The 21872-nt window shown below is 63.6% G+C and carries 17 protein-coding genes and 1 tRNA gene; all 18 read right to left on the bottom strand.

Annotation, left to right across the window (positions count from 1 at the left end):
• Window positions 1-2: 2 nt before the first annotated feature.
• Window positions 3-1052: a poly(R)-hydroxyalkanoic acid synthase subunit PhaE gene (locus ACTHNE_RS20950; protein WP_440270229.1), complete on the bottom strand. Its 1050-nt coding sequence runs from the start codon at window positions 1050-1052 to the stop codon at window positions 3-5.
• A gap of 110 nt (window positions 1053-1162) precedes the next feature.
• Complete coding sequence (pnp, locus tag ACTHNE_RS20945; RefSeq protein WP_324946379.1) at window positions 1163-3268, bottom strand: polyribonucleotide nucleotidyltransferase; 2106 nt, start codon at window positions 3266-3268, stop codon at window positions 1163-1165.
• A gap of 77 nt (window positions 3269-3345) precedes the next feature.
• Complete coding sequence (gene rpsO / locus ACTHNE_RS20940; RefSeq protein WP_192674877.1) at window positions 3346-3615, bottom strand: 30S ribosomal protein S15; 270 nt, start codon at window positions 3613-3615, stop codon at window positions 3346-3348.
• 140 nt (window positions 3616-3755) lie between these two features.
• Window positions 3756-4688, bottom strand: a complete 933-nt coding sequence (truB, locus tag ACTHNE_RS20935; RefSeq protein ID WP_440270228.1) for a tRNA pseudouridine(55) synthase TruB — start codon at window positions 4686-4688, stop codon at window positions 3756-3758.
• Window positions 4689-4794: 106 nt separating this feature from the next.
• The gene (gene rbfA / locus ACTHNE_RS20930) at window positions 4795-5154 is read right to left on the bottom strand and encodes a 30S ribosome-binding factor RbfA (protein WP_324946375.1); all 360 of its coding nucleotides are present in this window, start codon (window positions 5152-5154) and stop codon (window positions 4795-4797) included.
• A gap of 117 nt (window positions 5155-5271) precedes the next feature.
• Complete coding sequence (infB, locus tag ACTHNE_RS20925; RefSeq protein ID WP_440270227.1) at window positions 5272-8052, bottom strand: translation initiation factor IF-2; 2781 nt, start codon at window positions 8050-8052, stop codon at window positions 5272-5274.
• Between the two features lie 129 nt (window positions 8053-8181).
• A complete protein-coding gene (gene nusA / locus ACTHNE_RS20920) occupies window positions 8182-9687 on the bottom strand; it encodes a transcription termination factor NusA (RefSeq protein WP_440270226.1) in 1506 nt (501 codons plus the stop codon).
• Window positions 9688-9740: 53 nt separating this feature from the next.
• Window positions 9741-10256 carry a ribosome maturation factor RimP gene (gene rimP, locus ACTHNE_RS20915; protein WP_440270225.1) on the bottom strand — a complete coding sequence of 172 codons (516 nt, stop codon included), beginning with the start codon at window positions 10254-10256 and terminating at the stop codon, window positions 9741-9743.
• 187 nt (window positions 10257-10443) lie between these two features.
• Window positions 10444-10520 (bottom strand) — tRNA-Met (locus ACTHNE_RS20910).
• Between the two features lie 90 nt (window positions 10521-10610).
• On the bottom strand, window positions 10611-12047 hold the full coding sequence (gene nuoN, locus ACTHNE_RS20905) for an NADH-quinone oxidoreductase subunit NuoN (RefSeq protein ID WP_440270224.1): 1437 nt from the start codon (window positions 12045-12047) through the stop codon (window positions 10611-10613).
• Window positions 12048-12058: 11 nt separating this feature from the next.
• Window positions 12059-13567: an NADH-quinone oxidoreductase subunit M gene (locus tag ACTHNE_RS20900; protein ID WP_440270223.1), complete on the bottom strand. Its 1509-nt coding sequence runs from the start codon at window positions 13565-13567 to the stop codon at window positions 12059-12061.
• Window positions 13568-13580: 13 nt separating this feature from the next.
• The gene (gene nuoL / locus ACTHNE_RS20895) at window positions 13581-15710 is read right to left on the bottom strand and encodes an NADH-quinone oxidoreductase subunit L (RefSeq protein ID WP_440270222.1); all 2130 of its coding nucleotides are present in this window, start codon (window positions 15708-15710) and stop codon (window positions 13581-13583) included.
• Window positions 15711-15715: 5 nt separating this feature from the next.
• Entirely contained in the window at window positions 15716-16021 is a 306-nt protein-coding gene (nuoK, locus tag ACTHNE_RS20890; protein ID WP_126682804.1) for an NADH-quinone oxidoreductase subunit NuoK, read from the bottom strand.
• The gene (locus ACTHNE_RS20885; RefSeq protein WP_440270221.1) at window positions 16018-16671 is read right to left on the bottom strand and encodes an NADH-quinone oxidoreductase subunit J; all 654 of its coding nucleotides are present in this window, start codon (window positions 16669-16671) and stop codon (window positions 16018-16020) included. The genes nuoK and ACTHNE_RS20885 overlap by 4 nt, the downstream gene beginning before the upstream one ends.
• A gap of 12 nt (window positions 16672-16683) precedes the next feature.
• Window positions 16684-17175 (bottom strand): NADH-quinone oxidoreductase subunit NuoI, encoded by a 492-nt coding sequence (gene nuoI / locus ACTHNE_RS20880; protein ID WP_440270220.1) that lies wholly within the window; start codon window positions 17173-17175, stop codon window positions 16684-16686.
• Between the two features lie 10 nt (window positions 17176-17185).
• Window positions 17186-18211 (bottom strand): NADH-quinone oxidoreductase subunit NuoH, encoded by a 1026-nt coding sequence (nuoH, locus tag ACTHNE_RS20875; protein ID WP_440270219.1) that lies wholly within the window; start codon window positions 18209-18211, stop codon window positions 17186-17188.
• Between the two features lie 3 nt (window positions 18212-18214).
• Window positions 18215-20542: an NADH-quinone oxidoreductase subunit NuoG gene (nuoG, locus tag ACTHNE_RS20870; protein WP_440270218.1), complete on the bottom strand. Its 2328-nt coding sequence runs from the start codon at window positions 20540-20542 to the stop codon at window positions 18215-18217.
• Window positions 20539-21861 carry an NADH-quinone oxidoreductase subunit NuoF gene (nuoF, locus tag ACTHNE_RS20865; RefSeq protein WP_440270240.1) on the bottom strand — a complete coding sequence of 441 codons (1323 nt, stop codon included), beginning with the start codon at window positions 21859-21861 and terminating at the stop codon, window positions 20539-20541. The genes nuoG and nuoF overlap by 4 nt, the downstream gene beginning before the upstream one ends.
• Window positions 21862-21872: the final 11 nt, after the last annotated feature.

The raw sequence follows: 21872 nt of genomic DNA, 5'->3' as shown, positions 1-21872 counted from the left end.
CCTTACTTGCGCTTGCCGGCGGCCGAGCGCGTGGCTTTCGTGCGCTGCGAGGGCGAGACGGTTTTGCCGTTACCGCTGCCGGACTTGCGTTGGATCGGGCGAACCTTCGCCGCCGTCTTGCTCGCCTCGAGTTCGCGTTTGAGGGTGGCGATTTCCGCCTGCAGCGTATCGACCAGGGAATCGTCCGGGCTGGATTCACTCTGCCCGCGCGACTGCGCTTGCTTGAGTTCGCGCCGCAACTGCTGCACGCGCTGGCCGAGGCTGTTCACTTCGCTGCGCGTGGGAATGCCCAGTTCGCGGCAGACCTGTTCGGTGTGTTGCTGCTGCAGTTTGCGCACCTGCATCTGCGCATTCGTCAACGCGCCGAACACTTCGCGGAATTCGTCGGAGAGGGCCATTTGAGCGTAGGCCTCTTCCATTGCGTCGACCCACAAGTCATACAGGCCTTTGAGCGATTCGACCTGTTTGCCGGATTCTTGTTGGCTGAGCATTTCCTGCAGCCGTGCGATGCCCTGTGCGTTGACCTTCTGCAGCAGCGCCTGGTAGCGCGCGTTGATCTGGGCGTATTCCTGCATGGCCGCGGCCAGCGCCTGCTGATCGAGCTGCAATTCGCGCGTGATGCCGAAGGCGGCCATCTGGTTGGGCATGCCGCCTGCGATGCCAGCCTGTTGCATGGCCTGCAGCCACGCCTGCCACTGATGCTCCAGCCCGAAGGCGGATGCGCTGTCGATGCCGGCCACGGTTTGCGCGAACGGTGGCGTGAATGCGGAAAGGAACGACTGCATGGCGGCTGGTTGCTGCTGCCATGGCTGCATGGTCGGCTGGATCATGCCGGCGCTGGCGGCCTGTTGCAGCCAGTTGCCGTAGGCCTTGAGGCTGGCCAGGCTGCGGGTGAGCAGGTCGTCCTGCGGCGCGGCCGCGGCGCCCATGCCGAAGCCCGCAAACGGATGGGCCGAACCCTGGGGCTGTTGCAGGTAGCGCATCCAGGTTTCCCAGGATTGCTGCGCGAAAGCCTGGTAATCCTTCAGAACGTCGTTCGCCTGGTCGGGCATGCCTGCATCCTCGAGGTGAAACGCCATGCTACCAAATACCCATGTACAGAAATGAAAACGCCCGGCTATGCAGCGCGGGCGTTTTCGTGGACCGGCGTGTCAGAAAAGCGTCACACGCTGGCACCTTCGTCTTCGGTGACGGCCTTCATGGACAGGCGGATACGGCCCTGCTTGTCCACTTCCAGCACCTTCACCTTCACGATGTCGCCTTCCTTGAGCTTGTCGGAGACTTTCTCCACGCGCTCGTTGGAAATCTGCGACACGTGCACCAGGCCATCCTTGCCGGGCATGATCGTGACGAACGCGCCGAAGTCCATCAGCTTGGCAACCTTGCCTTCGTAGATGCGGCCCGGCTCGACGTCCGAGACGATCTGGTCGATGCGCTTGCGCGCTTCTTCCGCCGCCATGCGATTGACCGAGGCAATGACCACGGTGCCGTCGTCGCTGATGTCGATGGTGGTGCCGGTTTCTTCGGTGATCGAACGGATGGTGGCGCCGCCCTTGCCGATCACTTCGCGGATCTTGTCCGGATGGATCTTGATGGTGAGCAGGCGCGGTGCGTATTCGCTCATCTCCGCGCGCGGCTGGCTGATCACCTTGGCCATTTCGCCCAGGATGTGCAGACGGCCACGCTTGGCCTGCTCCAGCGCCACCTTCATGATTTCCTGGGTGATGCCGTCGATCTTGATGTCCATCTGCAACGCGGAGATGCCATCGGCGCTACCGGCCACCTTGAAATCCATGTCGCCGAGGTGATCTTCATCGCCCAGGATGTCGGACAGCACGACGAAATCGTTACCTTCCTTCACCAGGCCCATGGCGATGCCGGCCACCGGCGCCTTCAGCGGCACGCCGGCATCCATCATGGCGAGCGAGGAACCACACACCGATGCCATGGACGAGGAACCGTTCGACTCGGTGATTTCGGACACCACGCGCAGCACGTACGGGAATTCTTCCATCGACGGCTTCACGGCCTGCACGCCGCGCTTGGCCAGGCGACCGTGGCCGATTTCACGGCGCTTGGGCGCGCCGAAGCGACCGGCTTCACCCACCGAGAAGGGCGGAAAGTTGTAGTGGAACAGGAACGGATCCTTCGATTCGCCTTCCGGCGCGTCGATGATCTGCGCATCACGTGCGGTGCCGAGCGTGGTCACGACCAGCGCCTGGGTTTCACCGCGGGTGAACAGCGCCGAGCCATGGGTGCGTGGCAGCACGCCCACGCGCACGGAAATCGGGCGGATATCGTCCAGCTTGCGGCCGTCGATACGCACCTTGGTCTTCAGCACGCCGTCGCGCATGGTGCGGTATTCGATCTCGGCGAAGGCATTGCTGATGTCCAGATCGCTCCAACCGTGCGAAGCGGCGGTTTCAGCGATGCCGGCTTTAATGTCGGTCTTCAGCGCGGCAATGGCGTCACGACGCTCCAGCTTGTCGCTGATCGCGAAAGCCTTTTCCAGGCGATCGCCGAGAATGCTCTGGATGGCATTGAACAGCGCATCGTTGCGTGCCGGCGCTTCCCACTTGAACGACTTGCGACCGGCTTCGGCGACGAACGCGTTGATGGCGTTGACCACCGTCTGCATCTGCTGGTGGCCGTACACGACAGCGCCCAGCATCACTTCCTCGCTGAGCAGCTTGGCTTCCGACTCCACCATCAGCACGGCGTTGGCAGTACCGGCGACGACCAGGTCCAGGTCGGAGGTCTTCAGCTCCGACACGGTCGGGTTCAGCAGGTACTGGCCATTGGCATAGCCCACGCGCGCGGCGCCGATCGGGCCCTTGAACGGAATGCCGGCCAGGCTCAACGCGGCCGAGGCGCCGATCATCGAGGCGATGTCGCCGTCGACTTCCGGATTGAGCGAGATCACCTGGGCGATGATCTGCACTTCGTTCTTGAACTCTTCCGGGAACAGCGGACGGACCGGACGGTCGATCAGGCGCGAGGTGAGCGTCTCCTTCTCGGTCGGACGGCCTTCGCGCTTGAAGAAACCGCCGGGAATGCGGCCGGCGGAGTAGAACTTCTCGACGTAGTCGACGGTGAGCGGGAAGAAATCCTGCCCGTCTTTCGCCTTGGAGGCGGCGACCACGGTGACCAGCACCACGGTACCGCCCATGCTGACCATGACGGCGCCTGAAGCCTGGCGGGCGATTTCGCCCGTCTCCAGTGTGACTTCGTGATTACCGTACTGGAATGACTTGGTTACTTTCGCCACTTTAGATGTCCTGATTTTAAAAGTGCGGCCCTGCCGGCCCGCTTTTTGATCTTAGCGATCATGGATGAGCGCAAGAATTACCGGCGCAGGCCGAGGCGCTCAATCAGGCTCTGGTAACGGCCCAGATCACGATCCTTCAGATAGCCGAGCAGGCGCTTGCGCTGGTTGACCAGCTTCAGCAGACCACGACGGGAGTGATGATCTTGCTTATGCGTCTTGAAATGATCGGTAAGGTGTTCGATGCGGGCGGAAAGCAGGGCGACCTGCACTTCCGTGGAGCCGGTATCGTTCGGCGCGTGGCCGAAGTCAGCAATGATCTTGCTGGACTGTTCTGCGGTGAGGGACATGGTGTCTTCCTTAAAAAAACGGGTGCGGAACTTGCGCAACGTCACCGCTCGATGACGTTGCGCAAGCTCCGACAGGTTGAATGAAAGTGTTGAATCAAGCGCGGTATTGTACCGAGCGGCAGCGCGTTGCAACAAGACCATCACATAGCGGCAGGGAGATTGAAGCCGCGCAGGATGCGCACCCGGCCTTGCTCATCGCAATCGACCAGGGCCAGCAGGCGCCCATCGGCCGCGAAAACGGCCGAACGCGCGGGCGCCTGGTCCGCCGGCCAGGCAATCTGGTGCCCCCGTGAGACAGCCAGGCTGGCGGCGGCGTCCAGATGCAGCACTGGCCAGTTCGCCACCCCCGCGGACAGGGGCCGCACCCAGCGGTCGGCGGCCTCATCGCCCTGTCCGGCAGCGTCACGCAGCTCATCCAGGGTGACCATGGCCGGTTCCAGGAAGGGTTCCACCCAGAGCCGGCGCAGCGCCGTGAGGTGGGCGCCGCAGCCCAATCTCTCGCCCAGGTCCACCGCCAGGCTGCGGATGTAGGTGCCGGAGCCGCACTCGACGTGCAGCGTCAGGCTGTCGTCGCTGCGGCTGACGAGCTCCAGGCGGTCGATCTGCACCTCGCGCGGCGGCGCCTGCACGGCCTCACCGCGGCGCGCTTTGAGGTAGAGCGGCTCGCCATGCTGCTTCAGCGCCGAATACACCGGCGGCACCTGCACGATGCGACCTCGCAGCGTCGCAAGGACGGCCTCGATGGTCGCCTCGTCCAGGGCGGGAACAGGACGTCGCTCGACGATCTCGCCTTCCAGGTCGGCCGTGGTGGTGGTGGCGCCAAGCCGGCATTCGGCCAGGTAGGCCTTGCGCGAACCGAGCAGGCTGCCGGCCAGCTTGGTGCCCTCGCCCAGGCACAGCGGCAAGAGGCCCGTGGCGAGCGGATCGAGCGCGCCGGTATGACCGCCCTTGGCGGCGCGCAGGATGGCCATGGTCATCTGCAGCGCCTTGTTCGAGCTCATCCCCAGCGGTTTGTCGAGCAGCACGATGCCGTGCAGGTCACGGGCACCGGGGCGATGTCGGCGGCGGCTCATGGGTGGTCGAGAATCGTAAAAAGCAGAAAGGTAGGTTGGGGTGCAAACCCCAACATCGTCATGCATGGGAAGAGCGATATGTTGGGGTTCGCACCCCAACCTACGGTCAATCCTGCGTTCCGGGCTCGGAATCGCGCAACAGCTGCTCGATCCGCTCGCCCTTGTCCACCGAATCGTCGTACTTGAAGCGCAGTTCCGGCACCCGACGCAGACGCATGCTGCGCGAGAGCGAGCGGCGGAACTCGACGGCCAATTCGTTGAGCGCCTTCACCGCTTCTTTCGACTGCTGCGGCAGCAGCGCGGTCACCCACACGGTCGCCCAGTCCAGGTCGCGCGTGACTTCCACGTCGGACACGCTGCACGAAGGCAGCCCATGATCACGCACGGCGGCATGCACCAGCGTGCCGAGTTCACGGCGAAGCTCAGCGCCGACGCGGTCTGTGCGTTTGAAGTCGCGGGAGGGCATGGGTTGAGTGCTTAAACCGGAAATCGTCAGTCGGAAATTAGTGAGAAATGCGCAGGCTGAGGCCAGATTGGCCCCTCGCCCCAACCCTCTCCCCAGAGGGGAGAGGGAGTGTGCTGCTTACAGCGTACGCGCCACTTCGATGCGCTCGAAGCACTCGATCTGGTCGCCGACCTTCACGTCGTTGTACTGCTTCACGGCGATACCGCATTCCATGCCGGCGCGGACTTCGTCCACCAGGTCCTTGAAGCGGCGCAGCGATTCCAGTTCGCCCTGGAAGATCACAGTGTTGTTGCGCAGTACGCGGATCGGCTTGCTGCGCTTGACCATGCCTTCGGTGACCATGCAGCCGGCCACGGCGCCGAACTTGGAGCTGCGGAACACGTCGCGCACCTGGGCGATGCCGATGATCTCCTCGCGCACTTCCACGCCGAGCAAACCGGATGCCGCCTGTTTCACCTGGTCGATCACGTCATAGATGATCGAGAAGTAGCGCACGTCCAGGCCGGCGGTGTCGATCACCTTGCGCGCCGAGGCATCGGCACGCACGTTGAAGCCGATGATCAGCGCCTTGGAGGCCGCCGCCAGCGTGGCGTCGGATTCGGTAATGCCGCCGACGCCGGCCGCGATCACGTTCACCTTCACGTTCTCGTTGCCGATCTGGCTGAGCGATTCGCGCAAGGCCTGTACCGAACCCTGCACGTCCGCCTTGACCAGGATGTTGAGCGTCTGCTGCTCGGCGGTCTGGCCCATCTGCGCCATGATGTCTTCGAGGCGGTTGGCCTTGCTGACCATGCGCGTCTCGCGGCGCTTCAACTGGCGTTCGGCCGCCACTTCGCGCGCCAGGCGCTCATCGGCCACCACCACGAAGTCGTCGCCCGCTTCCGGTACGCCAGACAAGCCCAGTACCTGCACCGGGATCGACGGGCCGGCTTCCTGCACGGTCTTGCCGGTTTCGTCGATCAGCGCGCGCATGCGGCCGTATTCGATGCCGCATACGACGAAGTCGCCGCGCTTGAGCGTGCCCTGCTGCACCAGCACCGTCGCGACCGGGCCGCGGCCACGGTCCAGGCTGGATTCGAGCACCACGCCGGAGGCTGGGCCGTCCTCGACCGCAGTGAGCTCCATCACTTCGGCCTGCACCGAAATGGCGTCGAGCAGGTTGTCGATGCCCATGCCGGTCTTGGCCGATACCGGCACGAACGGCGTGTCGCCACCCCATTCCTCCGGAATCACTTCCAGATTGCCCAGGCCTTGCTTGACGTGGTCCGGGTTGGCATCGGATTTGTCCATCTTGTTGACCGCCACGATCAACGGCACCTTGGCGGCGCGCGCATGCTGTACGGCTTCCTGCGTCTGCGGCATCACGCCGTCATCGGCAGCCACCACCAGCACCACGATGTCCGTGGATTGCGCGCCGCGCGCGCGCATCGCGGTAAACGCGGCGTGGCCGGGAGTATCGAGGAAGGTGATCACGCCCTTGGGCGTTTCCACATGGTACGCACCGATGTGCTGGGTAATACCGCCCGCTTCGCCCGAGGCGACCTTGGTACGGCGGATGTAGTCCAGCAACGAAGTCTTGCCGTGATCGACGTGGCCCATGATGGTGACCACCGGCGGACGCGATACGCGCTCGCCTTCCAGCTCCGCGTTCTGCGTGTGCGCGGCCAGCGCCGCTTCGGCGCCCTGCTCGCTGGCTTCCACGGCTTTGTGGCCGAGTTCTTCCACCACCAGCATGGCGGTGTCGCGGTCGATGGTCTGGTTGATGGTGGCCATCACGCCCATCTTGAAGAGCGCCTTGACCACTTCCGAACCCTTGACCGCCATCTTCTGCGCGAGCTCGGCGACGACGTTGGCGTCGCCCACCACCACTTCGCGCACGACCGGCGCCGTGGGCTTGGAGAAGCCATGCGAGCCGGTGGCGGCCACATTGCCGCCGCGCGAGACTTCGCGCACGTTCGACTTGCCGCCCTTGCCGCGCTTGGAGCGGCGCGCGCGGTCGGCGTCGGAAAGATGCAGTTCGCCGGCGGCGAAACGCTTGCCGCCGACCACGTCGTCGCGTTCGCGACCACCATGCCGCGGCTTGGCGCGGTCGGCGGTGGCCGGGGTGGGCGCAGGCGCGGGAGCCGGCGCCGGGGCGGGCGCGGCGACGACGGGTTTCTTTTCGCGCTTACGGGGCTCGTGGATGCGCGGCAGGATCATGCCCAGTGAGCTGTGATCGATGCGCTGCACGGCGGCCGGTGATTCGGGCACTTTCTCTTCCTCGGGCTCGGCCGGTTCCGGCGCACGCACCGGTTCTTGTTCCACGACTGGGGCAGGCTGCGGCGCCGGCGCGGCCTGCGCTTCGGCGGCAGCTTGCGCGGCGGCTTCCTGGCGGGCGCGCTCGGCCGCCTCGGCCTCGCGCCGCGCGGTTTCTTCTTCGGCGCGTTGGCGCGCTTCATCCTGGCGCCGCTGCTCGGCGTCGATGCGTTCCTGTTCTTCGTGCTCGCGCTGCTGCTGGGATTCCTGCAGCCGGCGCAGCGCCTCTTCGCGTTCCGGCTCCGCACTCGCCTCTTCGGCGATCACGCTGCGCTTGACGTAGGTGCGCTTGGCGCGCACTTCCACGTTCACGGTCTTGGCGCTGGAGGATGCACCGCGGCCGCCGGGCGTGGAGACCTTGAGCTCGCTGATCTTGCGGCGCTTCAGGGTGATCTGCCGCGGCGAGGAGTCGTCCACCTCGACGGCGGCCTCGGCCTTGCCGTGCGTGCGACGCAAGAAGCCCAGCAGTTTCACCTTCTCGGTGCTGCTGATGACCTGCTCAGGATTCGAGAATTTCATGCCTGCTTCGCCGAGCTGCGTCAGCAGCCGGTCGACAGGCATGCCCAGAACCTGAGCGAGTTGTTTGATTGTGACGTCCGACATCGTGATTCTTTCTCCGCCGTTCCCGCGCTTATCGTCCGTACAAAAATTTTTCTTGCACGGCTACCTCCGTCCTTGGTGGAGACCCTTCGGCCTCCCGGCGCGCCCAATCCGGGGCGCTGCCGCCCGCGGTTAGCCGCCCTTCTCCAGCCGCGCAATCATCGGCGCACGCGCCGCCATGATGAGTGCCGCAGCACGATCCTCGTCCATGCCGTCGATGTCGATCAGGTCGTCGACCGCGAGGTCGGCCAGATCGTCCACCGTGACGACGCCGCGCTCAGCCAGCGCATAGGCGGTCGCCTCGTCCATGCCATCCAGCTCCAGCAGTTCCTGCGAGGGCTGGTGTTCGTCGAGGTTTTCCTCGACCGCCAGGGCCTCCGTGAGCAGCGAGTCGCGGGCGCGGGCGCGAAGCTCCTCGACGATGTCCTCGTCGAAGCCCTCGATGGCCAGCAGCTCCGCGCTCGGCACGTAGGCGATTTCCTCGACGCTGGAGAATCCTTCCTGCACGAGGATGTTGGCGATTTCCTGGTCCACTTCCAACTTGTCCATGAACAGCTGGCGGGCCGATTCCTGTTCCGCTTCGCTCTTGGCGGCGACCTGGTCCTGGGTCATCACGTTGAGCTGCCAGCCGGTGAGCTTGCTGGCCAGGCGCACGTTCTGGCCGCCACGGCCGATGGCCTGGGACAGCTTGTCCTCGGCCACCGCGATGTCCATCGAGTGCTTGTCCTCGTCCATGATGATGGATTGCACTTCCGCCGGCGCCATCGCGTTGATCACGTACTGGGCTTGGTTCTCGTGCCACAGGATGATGTCCACGCGCTCGCCGTTGAGCTCGTTCGATACCGCCTGTACGCGCGAGCCGCGCATGCCGATGCAGGCGCCGATCGGATCGGTGCGAGTGTCATGCGCGACCACCGCGATCTTGGCGCGGTCGCCCGGATCGCGGGCGCAGCCCTTGATTTCCACCAGGCCCTGGCCCACTTCTGGCACTTCGAGCTTGAACAGCTCGATCATGAATTCCGGCGCCGCGCGCGAGACGAACAGCTGCGGACCGCGCGCTTCGGATTTCACTTCATGCAGATACCCGCGCACGCGATCGCCGACGCGGTGCGATTCGCGCGGAATAGTCTTGTCGCGCGGGATGAAGGCTTCGGCGTTGCCGCCCAGGTCGAGATAAACGTTGCCGCGCTCGACGCGCTTGACGATGCCGGTGACCAGCTCGCCCACGCGATCCCTGAACGCGTCCACCACCTGTTGCCGCTCCGCTTCGCGTACGCGCTGCACGATCACCTGCTTGGCGGCCTGTGCTGCAATGCGGCCGAATTCGGCGTTTTCAATCTGCTGCTCGATGAATTCGCCGATCTGCGCGCCGGGGCGCTCGTCTTCGGCGTCCATCAGGCGCAGTTGGCGGAACGGGGATTCCATCTCGCCGTCGTCGGCGATCACTTCCCAGCGACGGAACGTCTCGTAGTCGCCGGAGTTGCGATCGATGCTGACGCGGATATCCGGATCTTCATCCGGATAGCGCTTTTTCGCAGCGGACGCCAACGCCGCTTCCATGGCCTGGAAGATCACGTCGCGCGACACGCCTTTTTCGTTGGCAACCGCATCAACCACCAGCAAAAGTTCTTTGCTCATTGCAACCACTCCGTGAACGCTGCTCCAGCGCTCCATCGACAGATTGACCTTAACTAACCTTTTTTCTTGCCCGGCTTGCGACCGCCGGGTTTGGGCTGCGGCACGTAACCGAGCGCTGCCCAGTCCGGCACGATGCGCGCGCTTTCCACCGCATCGTGCTCGAATTGAAAAACCTTGCCTTCTGCTTCAAGACCGATCTGGCTGGCCTCCACCGAAACGACCTTGCCACGCAGTCGGCGGCGGCCTTCCAGTGGCGCCTTCAACAGCACCTTGGCTTCCTGCCCGACCACCTTGGCGAACTGCTCGGCGGTGAACAGCGGCCGATCGATGCCCGGCGAAGATACTTCCAGCACGTAATGGCCCGGAATCGGGTCTTCCACGTCCAGCAGCGCAGAAAGTTCGCGGCTGGCCGCCTCGCAATCGTCTAGATTGACCTCGCGCCCATCGGTGTCGATGTACACGCGCAAGGTACTCTGCCCCTGCGAAGGGCTGAATTCCACACCGATGCATTCCAGCTGAAGATCCGCCAAAACCTCGGTAAAGCGTCGTGCTAGCGCTTGCGTGTCCAATCTCGTCGATACCGTTTCCGGAAACAAAAAATGGGCGCGAGCGGCCCATTCCCTTACCTTGCCGATGTGCCGCTCTGCTCGGCCTTTCCCTGCGTCCTATCGGGCCATTATGACCCGATAAAGCGCATCGCATCCTTGCGCCCAACAAAAAAGCCTCACGAGGAGGCTTTCTTGTCCAAGAAAGACCTGGTAGCGGGGGTAGGATTCGAACCTACGACCTTCGGGTTATGAGCCCGACGAGCTGCCAGACTGCTCCACCCCGCATCAGAGTCCGAGAATTCTAACGAGCTGGCCGGATTCTTGCAAGCCCAAATCGCAAAGTTTTCTCATGCATGCGTGAGCGAATCACTCTCCTCACCCTACGAAGGCCTGCTTGCACCAGCTCAGCAGCGGCCCCCAATAAAGGCCCAGCGCAAGCAGCACCAACGCATTCAACGATAAAGCCACGCGCAGCGTGAAATCGGGTTGAAGACGCACTTCGGTGCCCGCTTCGGGCTTGTCGAAGTACATCACCTTGACCACGCGCAGGTAGTAATACAGACCGATGATGGCGAACACCGCACCGACGATCGCCAGCCACAGCATGTTGGCGTGGATCGCCGCCTGCAGCACCAGCAGCTTGGCAAAGAAGCCGAACATCGGCGGCACACCAGCCAGCGAGAACAGCGACAGCATCATCAGGAACGCCATCCACGGTGCACGCTGATTCAGGCCCTTGAAGTCGTCGATGTTCTCGCATTCGAAACCGGCGCGGCTGAGCGCGAGAATCACGCCGAAGGCCGCGGTGGACATCAGCGCGTAGCTCACCGCATAGAACATCGCCGCCGAGTAGCCTTCGGGACCTGCATTGACCAGGCCCAGCAGCAAGTAACCCATGTGCGAGATGGTCGAGTAGGCGAGCAGGCGCTTGAGATTGCTCTGCACGATCGCCACCACGTTGCCGATCGCCAGCGACAGCACGGCGAGCGCGGCCAACATCATCTGCCAGTGCTGGGCGTAGTCCCCCATTCCGGTGGCGAGCAGGCGGAACGCCATGCCGAACGCGGCCAGCTTGGACGCCGAACCGATGAACGCGGTTACCGCGGTGGGTGAGCCTTCATACACATCCGGAATCCACATGTGGAACGGCGCGACGCCGAGCTTGAACGCCACGCCGATCACCATGAACACCAGGCCGAATACCAACAGGTGCGGCATCGCGCTGTGCGGCGCGGCGGTATGCAACTGCGCCAGGTCCAGCGTACCGGTGGCGCCGTACACCATCGACATGCCGTACAGCAGCATGCCGGAGGACAGCGCGCCCAGCACGAAGTACTTGATCGCGGCTTCGGAAGAAAGGCCCGAATCGCGATTCAGCGCGACCAGCGCATACGAAGACAGCGTCAGCAGTTCCAGGCCCAGGTAGACCATGACCAGGTTGCCGGCCGACACCAGCAGCATCACGCCGATCACCGCGAAGATCATCAGCGTATAGAACTCGCCCGCATACAGCTTGCGGTCGATCATGTACGGACGGCCGTAAATGAAGACCAGGATGGTCGACAGCAAGGCGAACAGCTTCAGGATCGTACCCAGGCCGTCGCGGATGAACATACCGTTGAACGCGGTCACCGTGCCGGGCTGGAAGCGCAGCACGAGGTAACCGGTGACGATCAGCACGCCAATGGAAAGCCAGTGCAGGTAGACGCGCTCCGCCGGCTTCATGAAGGCGTCGGCCAGCAGGAGAACGCATGCCGCCGTCACCAGAAAGAATTCCGGCAGCATGATCAGGATGTCGTTGATAGTCGGCATGGTCGTCTCGATCAGACCTTGTGAATAGCGAGCACTTGCACGAGCTGGTTCACCGAAGTGTCCATCAAGTGCGTGAGCGGCTCGGGCCATACGCCCAGCACCAGCACCGCGGCGGCGAACGCACCCAGCACGAACCACTCGCGGCCGTTGATATCGGTCATTTCCGCCACGTGCGGATTGGTGACTTCGCCCCACAGCACACGCTTGACCAGCCACAGCGTGTAGGCCGCGCCGATGATCAGGGTGAAGGCGGCGAACAGCGCGATCCACGGATTGGCGCTGAAGCTGGACAGGATCACCATGAATTCGCCCACGAAACCGCTGGTGCCCGGCAGGCCGCAGTTGGCCATGGCGAAGAACACGTAGAAGAAGCCGAACCAGGGCATCACGTTGATCACGCCGCCGTAGTCCTTGATCAGGCGGGTATGCAGGCGGTCATACAGCACGCCGATGCACGAGAACATCGCGCCGGAAACGAAACCGTGCGAGATCATCTGCACCATCGCGCCCTGCAGGCCAAGCCGCGCGGCATCGGTATTGCCCTGCTCGCGCACCAGCATGAAGGCGATGAACACGCCCAGCGTGACGAAGCCCATGTGCGCCACGGACGAATACGCCACCAGCTTCTTCATGTCTTCCTGCACCAGTGCCACATAGCCGATGTAGACCACGGCGATCAGGCTGAGCAGGATCACCACCCATGCGAAGTGGTGCGCCGCATCCGGCACGATCGGAAGTGTGAAACGCAGGAAACCGTATCCGCCGATCTTCAGCATCACCGCCGCCAGCACCACCGAACCGCCGGTGGGTGCTTCCACGTGCGCATCCGGCAGCCAGGTATGCACCGGCACCATCGGCACTTTCACCGCGAAGGCGAGCAGGAAGGCGAAGAACAGCCAGCTTTGCTCTTGCATGCTGAGCGGCAGCGTGGCCAGCGTGTGCAGGTCGAACGTGCCCGCCTTCAGGTACAGGTAGATCAGACCCACCAGCATGAAGATTGAGCCGAAGAACGTGTAGATGAAGAACTTCAGGGTTGCGTAGACGCGACGCGGACCACCCCAGATACCGATGAGGATGAACATCGGGATCAGCATCGCCTCGAAGAACACATAGAACAGCAAGGCGTCGGTGGCGCAGAACACGCCGATCATCAGGCCTTCGAGCACCAGCATGGCGGCCATGTACTGGTGCGGCTTGTCCTGGATCACTTCCCAGGCGCCCACGATCACCAGGATGCCCACGAAGGTGGTCAAGAGAATCAGCGCGACGGAGATGCCGTCGACGCCCAGGCCGTAATGCACGTTGAGCGACTCGATCCACAGATGGCTTTCGACCAGCTGCATCCCGGCCACGTCAGCGTGGTACTGCGGAATGAGGAACAGGCTGACGGCGAAGGTGAGGATCGCCATCAACAAGGCAATCCAGCGCGCCGTATTGGGACGGCCGGAGCCGGCCAGCAACACGGGCACCGCGCCGACGATGGGCAGCCAGATCAGCAGGCTGAGCAAATGATTGAACATGGAGCTCTTCCCTTTAGTGCCCGACGAACCAATATCCGCCCAGGAGCAGGATCAGGCCGAGGATCATCGCGAACGCATAGTGATACAGATAACCGGACTGCACGCGGCGCACGCCCGAGGCGATGCGCTGCACCAGGCTGGCCGAACCGTCGATCAGCACGCCGTCGATCACGGCGGCATCGCCGCCCTTCCAGAACATGCGGCCAAGCTTGACGCCGCCGCGCGCGAAGATCGCGAAGTAGATGTCGTCGACCCAGTATTTACGGTCGAGGATCACCCAGAACGGCTTGAGCGCGGACTTGATCTTGCCGGCGAGCGATGGGTTGAACAGGTAGATATAGGTGGTAAGCGCGAAAGCCGCCAGCACCAGATAGAACGGAGGCTGATGGAGACCCGCCAGACCGGCAGATGCCCAGCCTTCGAATTCCTTCGCCATCTCGCCCAGCACGTTGTTGGCTTCATCGACATGGATCGCGCTGCCGAACCAGCCACTGTAGAGCAGCGGCTTGGCGGTCGCCGCGCCGACCAGCAGCGACGGAATCGCCAATAGGATCAACGGCAGCGTCACCACCCACGGCGACTCCTTCGGCGCATGTTCCAGCACGCCCGGCTCGTGGCCGCCATGGCCGCCGTGCTTGGCCGGATCGTCGGTCATCGCGTGCGCGTGCGGGCCGCTCACGTCGGCATGCACCGGATGGTGGTGCGCATGCGTGTCCTTGGCCTGGTCATGGCCGTGCGCGTCGTGGTGATCATGATGATGATGCTCGACGCGGAAGCGCTCCTTGCCGTGGAACGTCAGGTACATCTGGCGGAACGTATACGTGGCGGTGACGAAGGCGCCCACCAGCACGCAGACGTAAGCGTAGCCCGCACCCCAGCGATGCGAATAGTGCACCGCCTCGATGATCGCGTCTTTCGAGTAGAAACCCGAGAAGAACGGCACGCCGCACAGCGCCAGCGCGCCGATCCACATGGTGATCCAGGTGATCGGCATGTACTTGCGCAGGCCACCCATGTAGCGCATGTCCTGCTCGTGATGCATGGCGATGATCACCGAGCCGGCGCCCAAGAACAGCAGCGCCTTGAAGAACGCGTGCGTCATCAGGTGGAACACCGCGCCGGCATACGCCGACACGCCCAGCGCCACCGTCATGTAGCCCAGCTGCGACAGCGTGGAGTACGCCACCACGCGCTTGATGTCGTTCTGCACGATGCCGATCAGGCCGGTGAACAGCGCACCGGTGGCACCGATCACCAGCACCACGCTCAGCGCGGTTTCCGAAAGCTCGTACAGCGGCGACATACGCGCCACCATGAAGATGCCGGCGGTCACCATCGTCGCCGCGTGGATCAATGCGGAGATCGGGGTGGGACCTTCCATCGAATCGGGCAGCCACACGTGCAGCGGCACCTGCGCGGATTTACCCATCGCGCCGATGAACAGCAGGATGCAGATCACCGTGGCCGCATCCCAGTGGACGTTCTGGGTGAGCGTGAGGGTCTTGCCGACCAGCGTCGGCGCCGCACTGAAGGCAGTGGCGTAGTCCAGCGTGCCGAGGAAGAACAGCACCGCCGAAATGCCCAGCAGGAAGCCGAAGTCGCCCACGCGGTTGACCACGAACGCCTTGAGGTTGGCGAAGATCGCCGTCGGGCGCTTGAACCAGAAGCCGATCAACAGGTACGACACCAGGCCCACTGCTTCCCAGCCGAAGAACAGCTGCAGGAAGTTGTTGCTCATCACGAGCATCAACATCGAGAAGGTGAACAGCGAGATGTAGCTGAAGAAGCGCTGGTAGCCCGGGTCATCGGCCATGTAGCCGATGGTGTACACATGCACCAGCAGCGACACGAAGGTGACCACTACCATCATCATCGCGGTGAGGCGATCGATGAGGAAGCCCACGCTGGCGGTGTACTTGCCGATCTCGAACCAGGTGTAGAGGTTGTGGTTGTAGACCGGCGCGCCGGCGAAGGCGATCTGGTAGAGCACGTAAAACGACAGGCCGCAGGACACCAGCAGGCCCAGGATGGTGATGCTGTGCGCGCCGGCGCGGCCGATCTGCTTCCCGAGGAAGCCGGCGAACAGGCAGCCGACCAGCGGCGCGAGCGCAATGGTCAACAGGATGGAGGAAGAGAGTTCCATGATGCTTAGCCCTTCATGCTGTCGATTTCGGCGACGTTGACCGTGCTGCGGTTACGGAACAGCAGCACCAGGATCGCCAGGCCGATCGCGGATTCCGCCGCGGCCACGGTGAGGATGAAGAACACGAAGACCTGCCCCGCCACGTCGTGGCTGAAGCGGGAGAAGGCCACGAAGTTGATGTTGACGGCCAGCAGCATCAGCTCGATCGCCATCAGCAGCACGATCACGTTCTTGCGATTGATGAACAGGCCCGCCACCGAGATGCAGAACAGGATCGCGCCCAGCACGATGTAATGCGAAAGCGTAATCATGGCTTGGACTCCTGGGCCGGCGCGGAGGTGTTGTCGACCGGGCGTTCCGCCGCCATCTTGATGATGCGCACGCGATCGCGCGCCTTGACCGCCACCTGTTCGCTGATCTGCTGCTTGCGCGTGCCAACGCGATGGCGCAGCGTCAGCGCGACCGCGGCGATCACACCCACGGTAAGGATCAGCGCGGCGATTTCGAACGGCAGCAGGTACTGCGTATACAGCGCCATGCCCAGCCATTGCGTGTTGGACATGCCGGCGGCGGTGGCGGGATTGTCGCCCATGGTCTGCGCATGCATCACGCGCACGCCGATCAGGCCGAGCATTTCCAGCAGCATCACCACCGCCACGATCAGGCCGACCGGCAGGAACTTCACGAAGCCCTCGCGCAGTTTCTCCTGGTCGATGTCCAGCATCATCACCACGAACAGGAACAGCACCATCACCGCGCCGACGTAGACTACGATCAGGGCGATGGCAAGAAACTCGGCCTCGGCCAGCATCCACACGCAGGCGGTGCTGAAGAAGGTGAGCACCAGCGCCAGCACGGCATGCACCGAGTTGCGCAAGGTCACCACCGACAGCGCCGCCACCACGGTCACCGCGGCGAACGCGTAGAAGCAGATAAGTTGGAACAAAGACGGATCGATCATCGTTAGTGTCCCTTAGCGATAGGCCGCGTCTTGGGCGCGGGCCGCCGCGATATCCGCCTCGAAGCGGTCGCCGATGGCCAGCAGCTGCGGCTTGGTCACCACGTTTTCGCCGCGATGCTCGAAGTGGTATTCGTGGATGTGCGTCTCGACGATCGAGTCCACCGGGCAGCTTTCTTCGCAGAAACCGCAGTAGATGCACTTGAACAGGTCGATGTCATAGCGCGTAGTGCGGCGCTGGCCATCGCTGGCGCGCGGGGCCGAATCGATGGTGATCGCCAGTGCCGGGCACACCGCCTCGCACAGCTTGCACGCGATGCAGCGTTCCTCGCCGTTGGCGTAGCGGCGTAGCGCATGCAGCCCGCGGAAGCGGTTGGACTTGGGGATGTGCTCCATCGGATAGCGCATGGTGTATTTCGGACTGAACAGGTACCGAAACGTCACCGCCATGCCCTTGAGCAGTTCGATGAGCAGCAGGCTCTTGAAATAGTTGGTAACGCGGGACATGGATTTTTCCTTAGCCTCCCGTGCCGACATGGACCAGGCCGTAGTACTTCATGCAGCCGGCCACGAGCACCCAGACGATGCCGATGGGAATGAACACCTTCCAGCCCAGGCGCATGATCTGGTCGTAGCGATAGCGCGGGAAGGTGGCACGGAACCACAGGAACAAGGTGGCGAACACGAATACCTTGGCAAACAGCCACAGGATGCTGGCGTGGCCCAGCACTGGCACGACTTCCGGCAACGGACTCAGCCAGCCGCCGCAGAACAGGATCGCCGCCAGGAAGCTGACCAGGATCATGTTGGCGTATTCGGCCAGGAAGAACAGCGCGAACGCCGAGCCCGAATATTCCACATGGAAGCCGGCCACGATTTCCGATTCGCCTTCGGCCACGTCGAACGGCGCGCGGTTGGTTTCGGCCACGCCCGAGATGAAGTAGACGACGAACACCGGCAGCAGCGGCCACATGAACCAGTCGAAGATGCCCTTGTGACCGGCCTGCGCGTTCACGATGTCGGTGAGGTTCAAGCTACCGGCCAGCACCAGCACGCACACCAGGCACAGGCCCATCGCCAGTTCGTAGGAGATCACCTGCGCGGCCGAGCGCATCGCACCGAGCAGCGCGTAGCGCGAGTTGGACGCCCAACCGGCCAGGATGATGCCGTACACGCCCAGCGAGGTCATCGCCAGCAGATACAGGAGACCGGCGTTCGCATTGGACAGCGCGAGCTTTTCGCTGAAGGGAATTACCGCCCAGGCGGCGAGCGCCGGAATCAGCGCGATCAGCGGCGCGAGAAAGTACAGCGCCTTGTTCGCGTTGGTGGGAAGGATCACTTCCTTCAACAGCAGCTTGGTCACGTCGGCGAAGGCCTGCAGCAGGCCGAACGGGCCGACCTTGTTGGGCCCCATGCGCACGTGCATCCAGCCGAGCACCTTGCGCTCCCACCACACGTACATCGCCACCGTGATCACCAGCGGCAATACCACGCAGAGCGTGTAAATCAGCGGCAGGAAAAGCTGATGAAAGAGTTGGTCCATGGGTTAGGCCTTGCTCAAGGTGATGGCCGCGCCGTACGGCGGCAGCGACGCAGTCTGATCGTGGGCGGCTTCGATCCACGCGGCGCCGTCGGGCACCGTTGCATCGATCACCAGCGGCAGGACGGCGGTGGCGAGCTTGACCTTGTCGCCAGCGGCCAGCCCCTGGCGCTGCGCTTCGTTCGCGTTCACGCGCACGGCCGCTTCACGGTTGAGCGGATGCGCCTGCAGCGAGGTAGCGCGGCGGACCACCGCATCGCTGCGATAGATCGGCCAGGTGGCGAGGCGGCTGAGGCCCTGCACCGGCTTGCGTTCGACCAGACCCTGCGAACTGGCGTGCTTGCGTTCGACCAGGCCTTCGCGCAAACCGGCGAGGTCGTCGAATTCGAAGCCCGCCAGCTTCATCAGGCCGCCCAGCGCACGCAGCACCTTCCAGCCCGCGCGTGCTTCGGCCGGCGCCTTCGCGCCCGCTTGCACGCGCTGCAGCAGACCATCCACATTCACCAGCGTGCCGTCGATTTCCGGCAGCAGGCCGATCGGCAGGATCACGTCGGCAACGTCGCGCAGCGCGGCGTTGGCGAACGCGCTGAAGGCCACCACATGCTGCGAGCTGTTCAACGCATGGCTGACCGCAGCACCGTCGGCGAAATCGTGCGGAAGCTCCAGGCCGTACAGCAGATAGCCCTTGCGCGGCTGCGCCAGCATCGCCTGCGCATGCAGGCCACCGTTGCCCGGCAGCACGCCGGCCTTGGTGAGGCCCACGGCGTTCGCGCCGACCGGCAGTTCGTTGTAGGCCGCGCCGGTGGCTTCGGCGATGAAGCGCGCGACCGCGCGCAGCCAGGACGCCTGCGGATGCGTAACCGCCGCATCTCCCAGGATCACCACCGACTGGCCGGACTTCAGCGAAGCGATCGCTTCGCGCGCCTTGTCGGTGACCTGCAGCGGCGCCAGCGATTCGTTGGCGATGAAGCCCGGCTGCGCGGCGCCGCCCTCGATGGCGACCTTGGCCAGCACCAGCAGCGAATCGACCAGGTAGTGCGGTGGCACCACGGCCTCGCCAGCCAGGTTGTAATTGAAATGGAACTCGGCCGGATTGACCGCGTACACCTTCGCGCCCTTCTTCACCGCCTGATGGATGCGATGGTTGAGCAGCGGCATTTCGTAACGCAGGTCGGAGCCGACCAGCAACGCCGCCTTGACCTTGTCCACGTCGGCGACCGGCATGGCGAAGGTCTGCGCGACCGCGTTGTCGGCAAAGTCGAGTTGACGCAGGCGATGGTCGATGTGCGCACTGCCAAGGCCTTGCGCGAGGCGAACCAGCAGCTCGCCCTCTTCGCTGGTCGTGGCCGGATGCACCAGCACGCCCAGGTCGCTACCCGGCACGCTCTTCAATGCTTCGATGGCGACGGCGAGCGCGTCGTCCCAGGTGGTGGTCTGCCACTGGCCGTTGCGCTTCACTTCCGGCGCATGCAGGCGGTCGGCGGCGTACAGGCCTTCATGGCTGTAGCGGTCGCGGTCGGACAGCCAGCATTCGTTGATCGCTTCGTTGTCGCGCGGCACCGTGCGCAGCACTTCGCCGCGGCGGGTGTGCAGCCACAGGTTGGAGCCGAGCGCATCGTGGTAGCCCACTGACGGCTTGGCGATCAGTTCCCAGGCGCGCGCCTTGAACTGGAACGGCTTGTTGGTCAGCGCGCCGACCGGGCACACGTCGATGACGTTGCCGGACAGTTCGGTTTCCAGCGCCTTGCCGATATAGGTACCGATCTGCAGGTTCTCGCCGCGGCTCATGCCGCCGAGTTCGTAGGTGCCGGCGATCTCGCTGGTGAAGCGCACGCAGCGCGTGCACTGGATGCAGCGGGTCATCTCGGTGGCAACCAGCGAACCGAGATTCTCGTCGGCAATGGTGCGCTTGCGTTCGGTGTAACGCGACACGCTGCGGCCGTAGCCGAGCGCGACGTCCTGCAGCTCGCATTCGCCACCCTGGTCGCAGATCGGGCAGTCGAGCGGATGGTTGATCAGCAGGAACTCCATCACGTCGCGCTGGAACTTCAGCGCCTTGTCCGAACGCGTGATGACCTTCATGCCTTCGGCCACCGGCGTGGCGCACGCCGGCTGCGGCTTGGGCATCATGCGGCCGCCCATTTCCACGTCCACCAGGCACATGCGGCAGTTGGCGGCGATCGGCAGCTTGCGGTGATAGCAGAAACGAGGGATGGCGATGCCGATGTTGTCGGCCGCCTCGATGATCATGGCGCCCTTGCGGATCTGCGTGGGCTTGCCGTCGATCTCGATGTTCACCACATCGGGGGCAGTATTGGCTGGCTGCGCACTCATGCAGCAACTCCACGGGTTTGTGCGAAACGGTCTTCGGTCATCGACCGACCGTGCTGCACGTAGTATTCGAATTCATCCCAGAAGCGGGCGAGGAAACCTTGCACCGGCCACGCGGCGGCTTCGCCGAACGCGCAGATAGTGTGGCCTTCGATCTGGCCGGCGACGGCTTTCAAGCGATGCAGGTCATCCTGCGTGCCCTTGCCTTCGACGATGCGCGTGAGCACGCGATACATCCAGCCGGTGCCTTCGCGGCACGGAGTGCACTGGCCGCAGGATTCCTTGAAGTAGAAACGCGCAATGCGATGGCAGGCCTTCACCATGCAGGTGGTTTCGTCCATCACGACCACCGCCCCCGAACCCAGACCCGAACCGGCCTTCTGCAGGCTGTCGTAATCCATGGTGCATTCCATCATCACGTCGGCGGGCAGCACCTTCATCGAGGAGCCGCCGGGGATCACCGCCTTCAACTTGTTGCCGTTGCGCACGCCGCCGGCCATCTCGAGCAGATCCTTGAAGGACGTGCCGAGGCGGATTTCATAGTTGCCGGGCTTGTTGACGTGGCCGGACACCGAAAAGATCTTCGGGCCGCCATTGTTCGGCTTGCCGAGATTCAGGAACCAGTCTGCGCCGTTGCGCAGGATCGCCGGCACCGAGGCGTAGGTTTCGGTGTTGTTGATGGTGGTGGGCTTGCCGTACAGGCCGAAGTTGGCCGGGAACGGCGGCTTGAAGCGCGGTTGGCCCTTCTTGCCTTCCAGCGATTCCATCAGCGCGGTTTCTTCGCCGCAGATGTAGGCGCCGGCGCCGAGTGCGCCATAGATGTCCACGTCGATACCGCTGCCCTGGATGTTCTTGCCGAGCAGGCCGGCTGCGTAAGCTTCCTTCAATGCCTCTTCGAAATGTTCGAAGGGCTCATGATGGAATTCGCCACGCAGGTAGTTGTAGGCCACGGTGGAACCGGTGGCGTAACACGCGATGGCCAGACCTTCGATCACCGAGTGCGGGTTGTAGCGCAGGATGTCGCGGTCTTTCGCCGTGCCGGGCTCCGATTCGTCGGAGTTGCAGAGGATGTACTTCTGCATGTTTCCCTTCGGCATGAAGGACCACTTCAGGCCAGTCGGGAAGCCCGCGCCGCCACGACCGCGCAGGTTGCTGTTCTTGACGATCTCGACGATCGAGGCGGGATCAGGCTTTTCGGCGAGGATTTTCTTCCACGCCTTATAGCCGTCCACTTGTTCGTAGCTGTCCATCGACCACGGTTTGTCGAAATGCAGCGTGGTGTAGACGACCTGGTGTTCTTGGGGTGCGGGTCCGACTGCCATGGTTCCCTGCC

The sequence above is a fragment of the Dyella sp. genome (assembly GCF_051954575.1).
Lineage (GTDB): Bacteria > Pseudomonadota > Gammaproteobacteria > Xanthomonadales > Rhodanobacteraceae > Dyella_B.
The sequence above is the reverse complement of the archived record's forward strand: the minus strand, read 5'-3'. Positions and strand labels throughout refer to the sequence as shown.

What these genes read in the sequence shown, in the direction of transcription:
- rbfA (WP_324946375.1), bottom strand. Translation starts at nt 5,154, where the DNA reads ATGCCCTCCCGCGACTTCAAACGCACAGACCGCGTCGGCGCTGAGCTT.
- nuoH (WP_440270219.1), bottom strand. Translation starts at nt 18,211, where the DNA reads ATGGACCAACTCTTTCATCAGCTTTTCCTGCCGCTGATTTACACGCTC.
- truB (WP_440270228.1), bottom strand. Translation starts at nt 4,688, where the DNA reads ATGAGCCGCCGCCGACATCGCCCCGGTGCCCGTGACCTGCACGGCATC.
- nuoK (WP_126682804.1), bottom strand. Translation starts at nt 16,021, where the DNA reads ATGATTACGCTTTCGCATTACATCGTGCTGGGCGCGATCCTGTTCTGC.
- ACTHNE_RS20950 (WP_440270229.1), bottom strand. Translation starts at nt 1,052, where the DNA reads ATGCCCGACCAGGCGAACGACGTTCTGAAGGATTACCAGGCTTTCGCG.
- rpsO (WP_192674877.1), bottom strand. Translation starts at nt 3,615, where the DNA reads ATGTCCCTCACCGCAGAACAGTCCAGCAAGATCATTGCTGACTTCGGC.
- nuoI (WP_440270220.1), bottom strand. Translation starts at nt 17,175, where the DNA reads ATGTCCCGCGTTACCAACTATTTCAAGAGCCTGCTGCTCATCGAACTG.
- ACTHNE_RS20900 (WP_440270223.1), bottom strand. Translation starts at nt 13,567, where the DNA reads ATGTTCAATCATTTGCTCAGCCTGCTGATCTGGCTGCCCATCGTCGGC.
- nusA (WP_440270226.1), bottom strand. Translation starts at nt 9,687, where the DNA reads ATGAGCAAAGAACTTTTGCTGGTGGTTGATGCGGTTGCCAACGAAAAA.
- nuoF (WP_440270240.1), bottom strand. Translation starts at nt 21,861, where the DNA reads ATGGCAGTCGGACCCGCACCCCAAGAACACCAGGTCGTCTACACCACG.
- nuoG (WP_440270218.1), bottom strand. Translation starts at nt 20,542, where the DNA reads ATGAGTGCGCAGCCAGCCAATACTGCCCCCGATGTGGTGAACATCGAG.
- nuoL (WP_440270222.1), bottom strand. Translation starts at nt 15,710, where the DNA reads ATGGAACTCTCTTCCTCCATCCTGTTGACCATTGCGCTCGCGCCGCTG.
- nuoN (WP_440270224.1), bottom strand. Translation starts at nt 12,047, where the DNA reads ATGCCGACTATCAACGACATCCTGATCATGCTGCCGGAATTCTTTCTG.
- infB (WP_440270227.1), bottom strand. Translation starts at nt 8,052, where the DNA reads ATGTCGGACGTCACAATCAAACAACTCGCTCAGGTTCTGGGCATGCCT.
- ACTHNE_RS20885 (WP_440270221.1), bottom strand. Translation starts at nt 16,671, where the DNA reads ATGATCGATCCGTCTTTGTTCCAACTTATCTGCTTCTACGCGTTCGCC.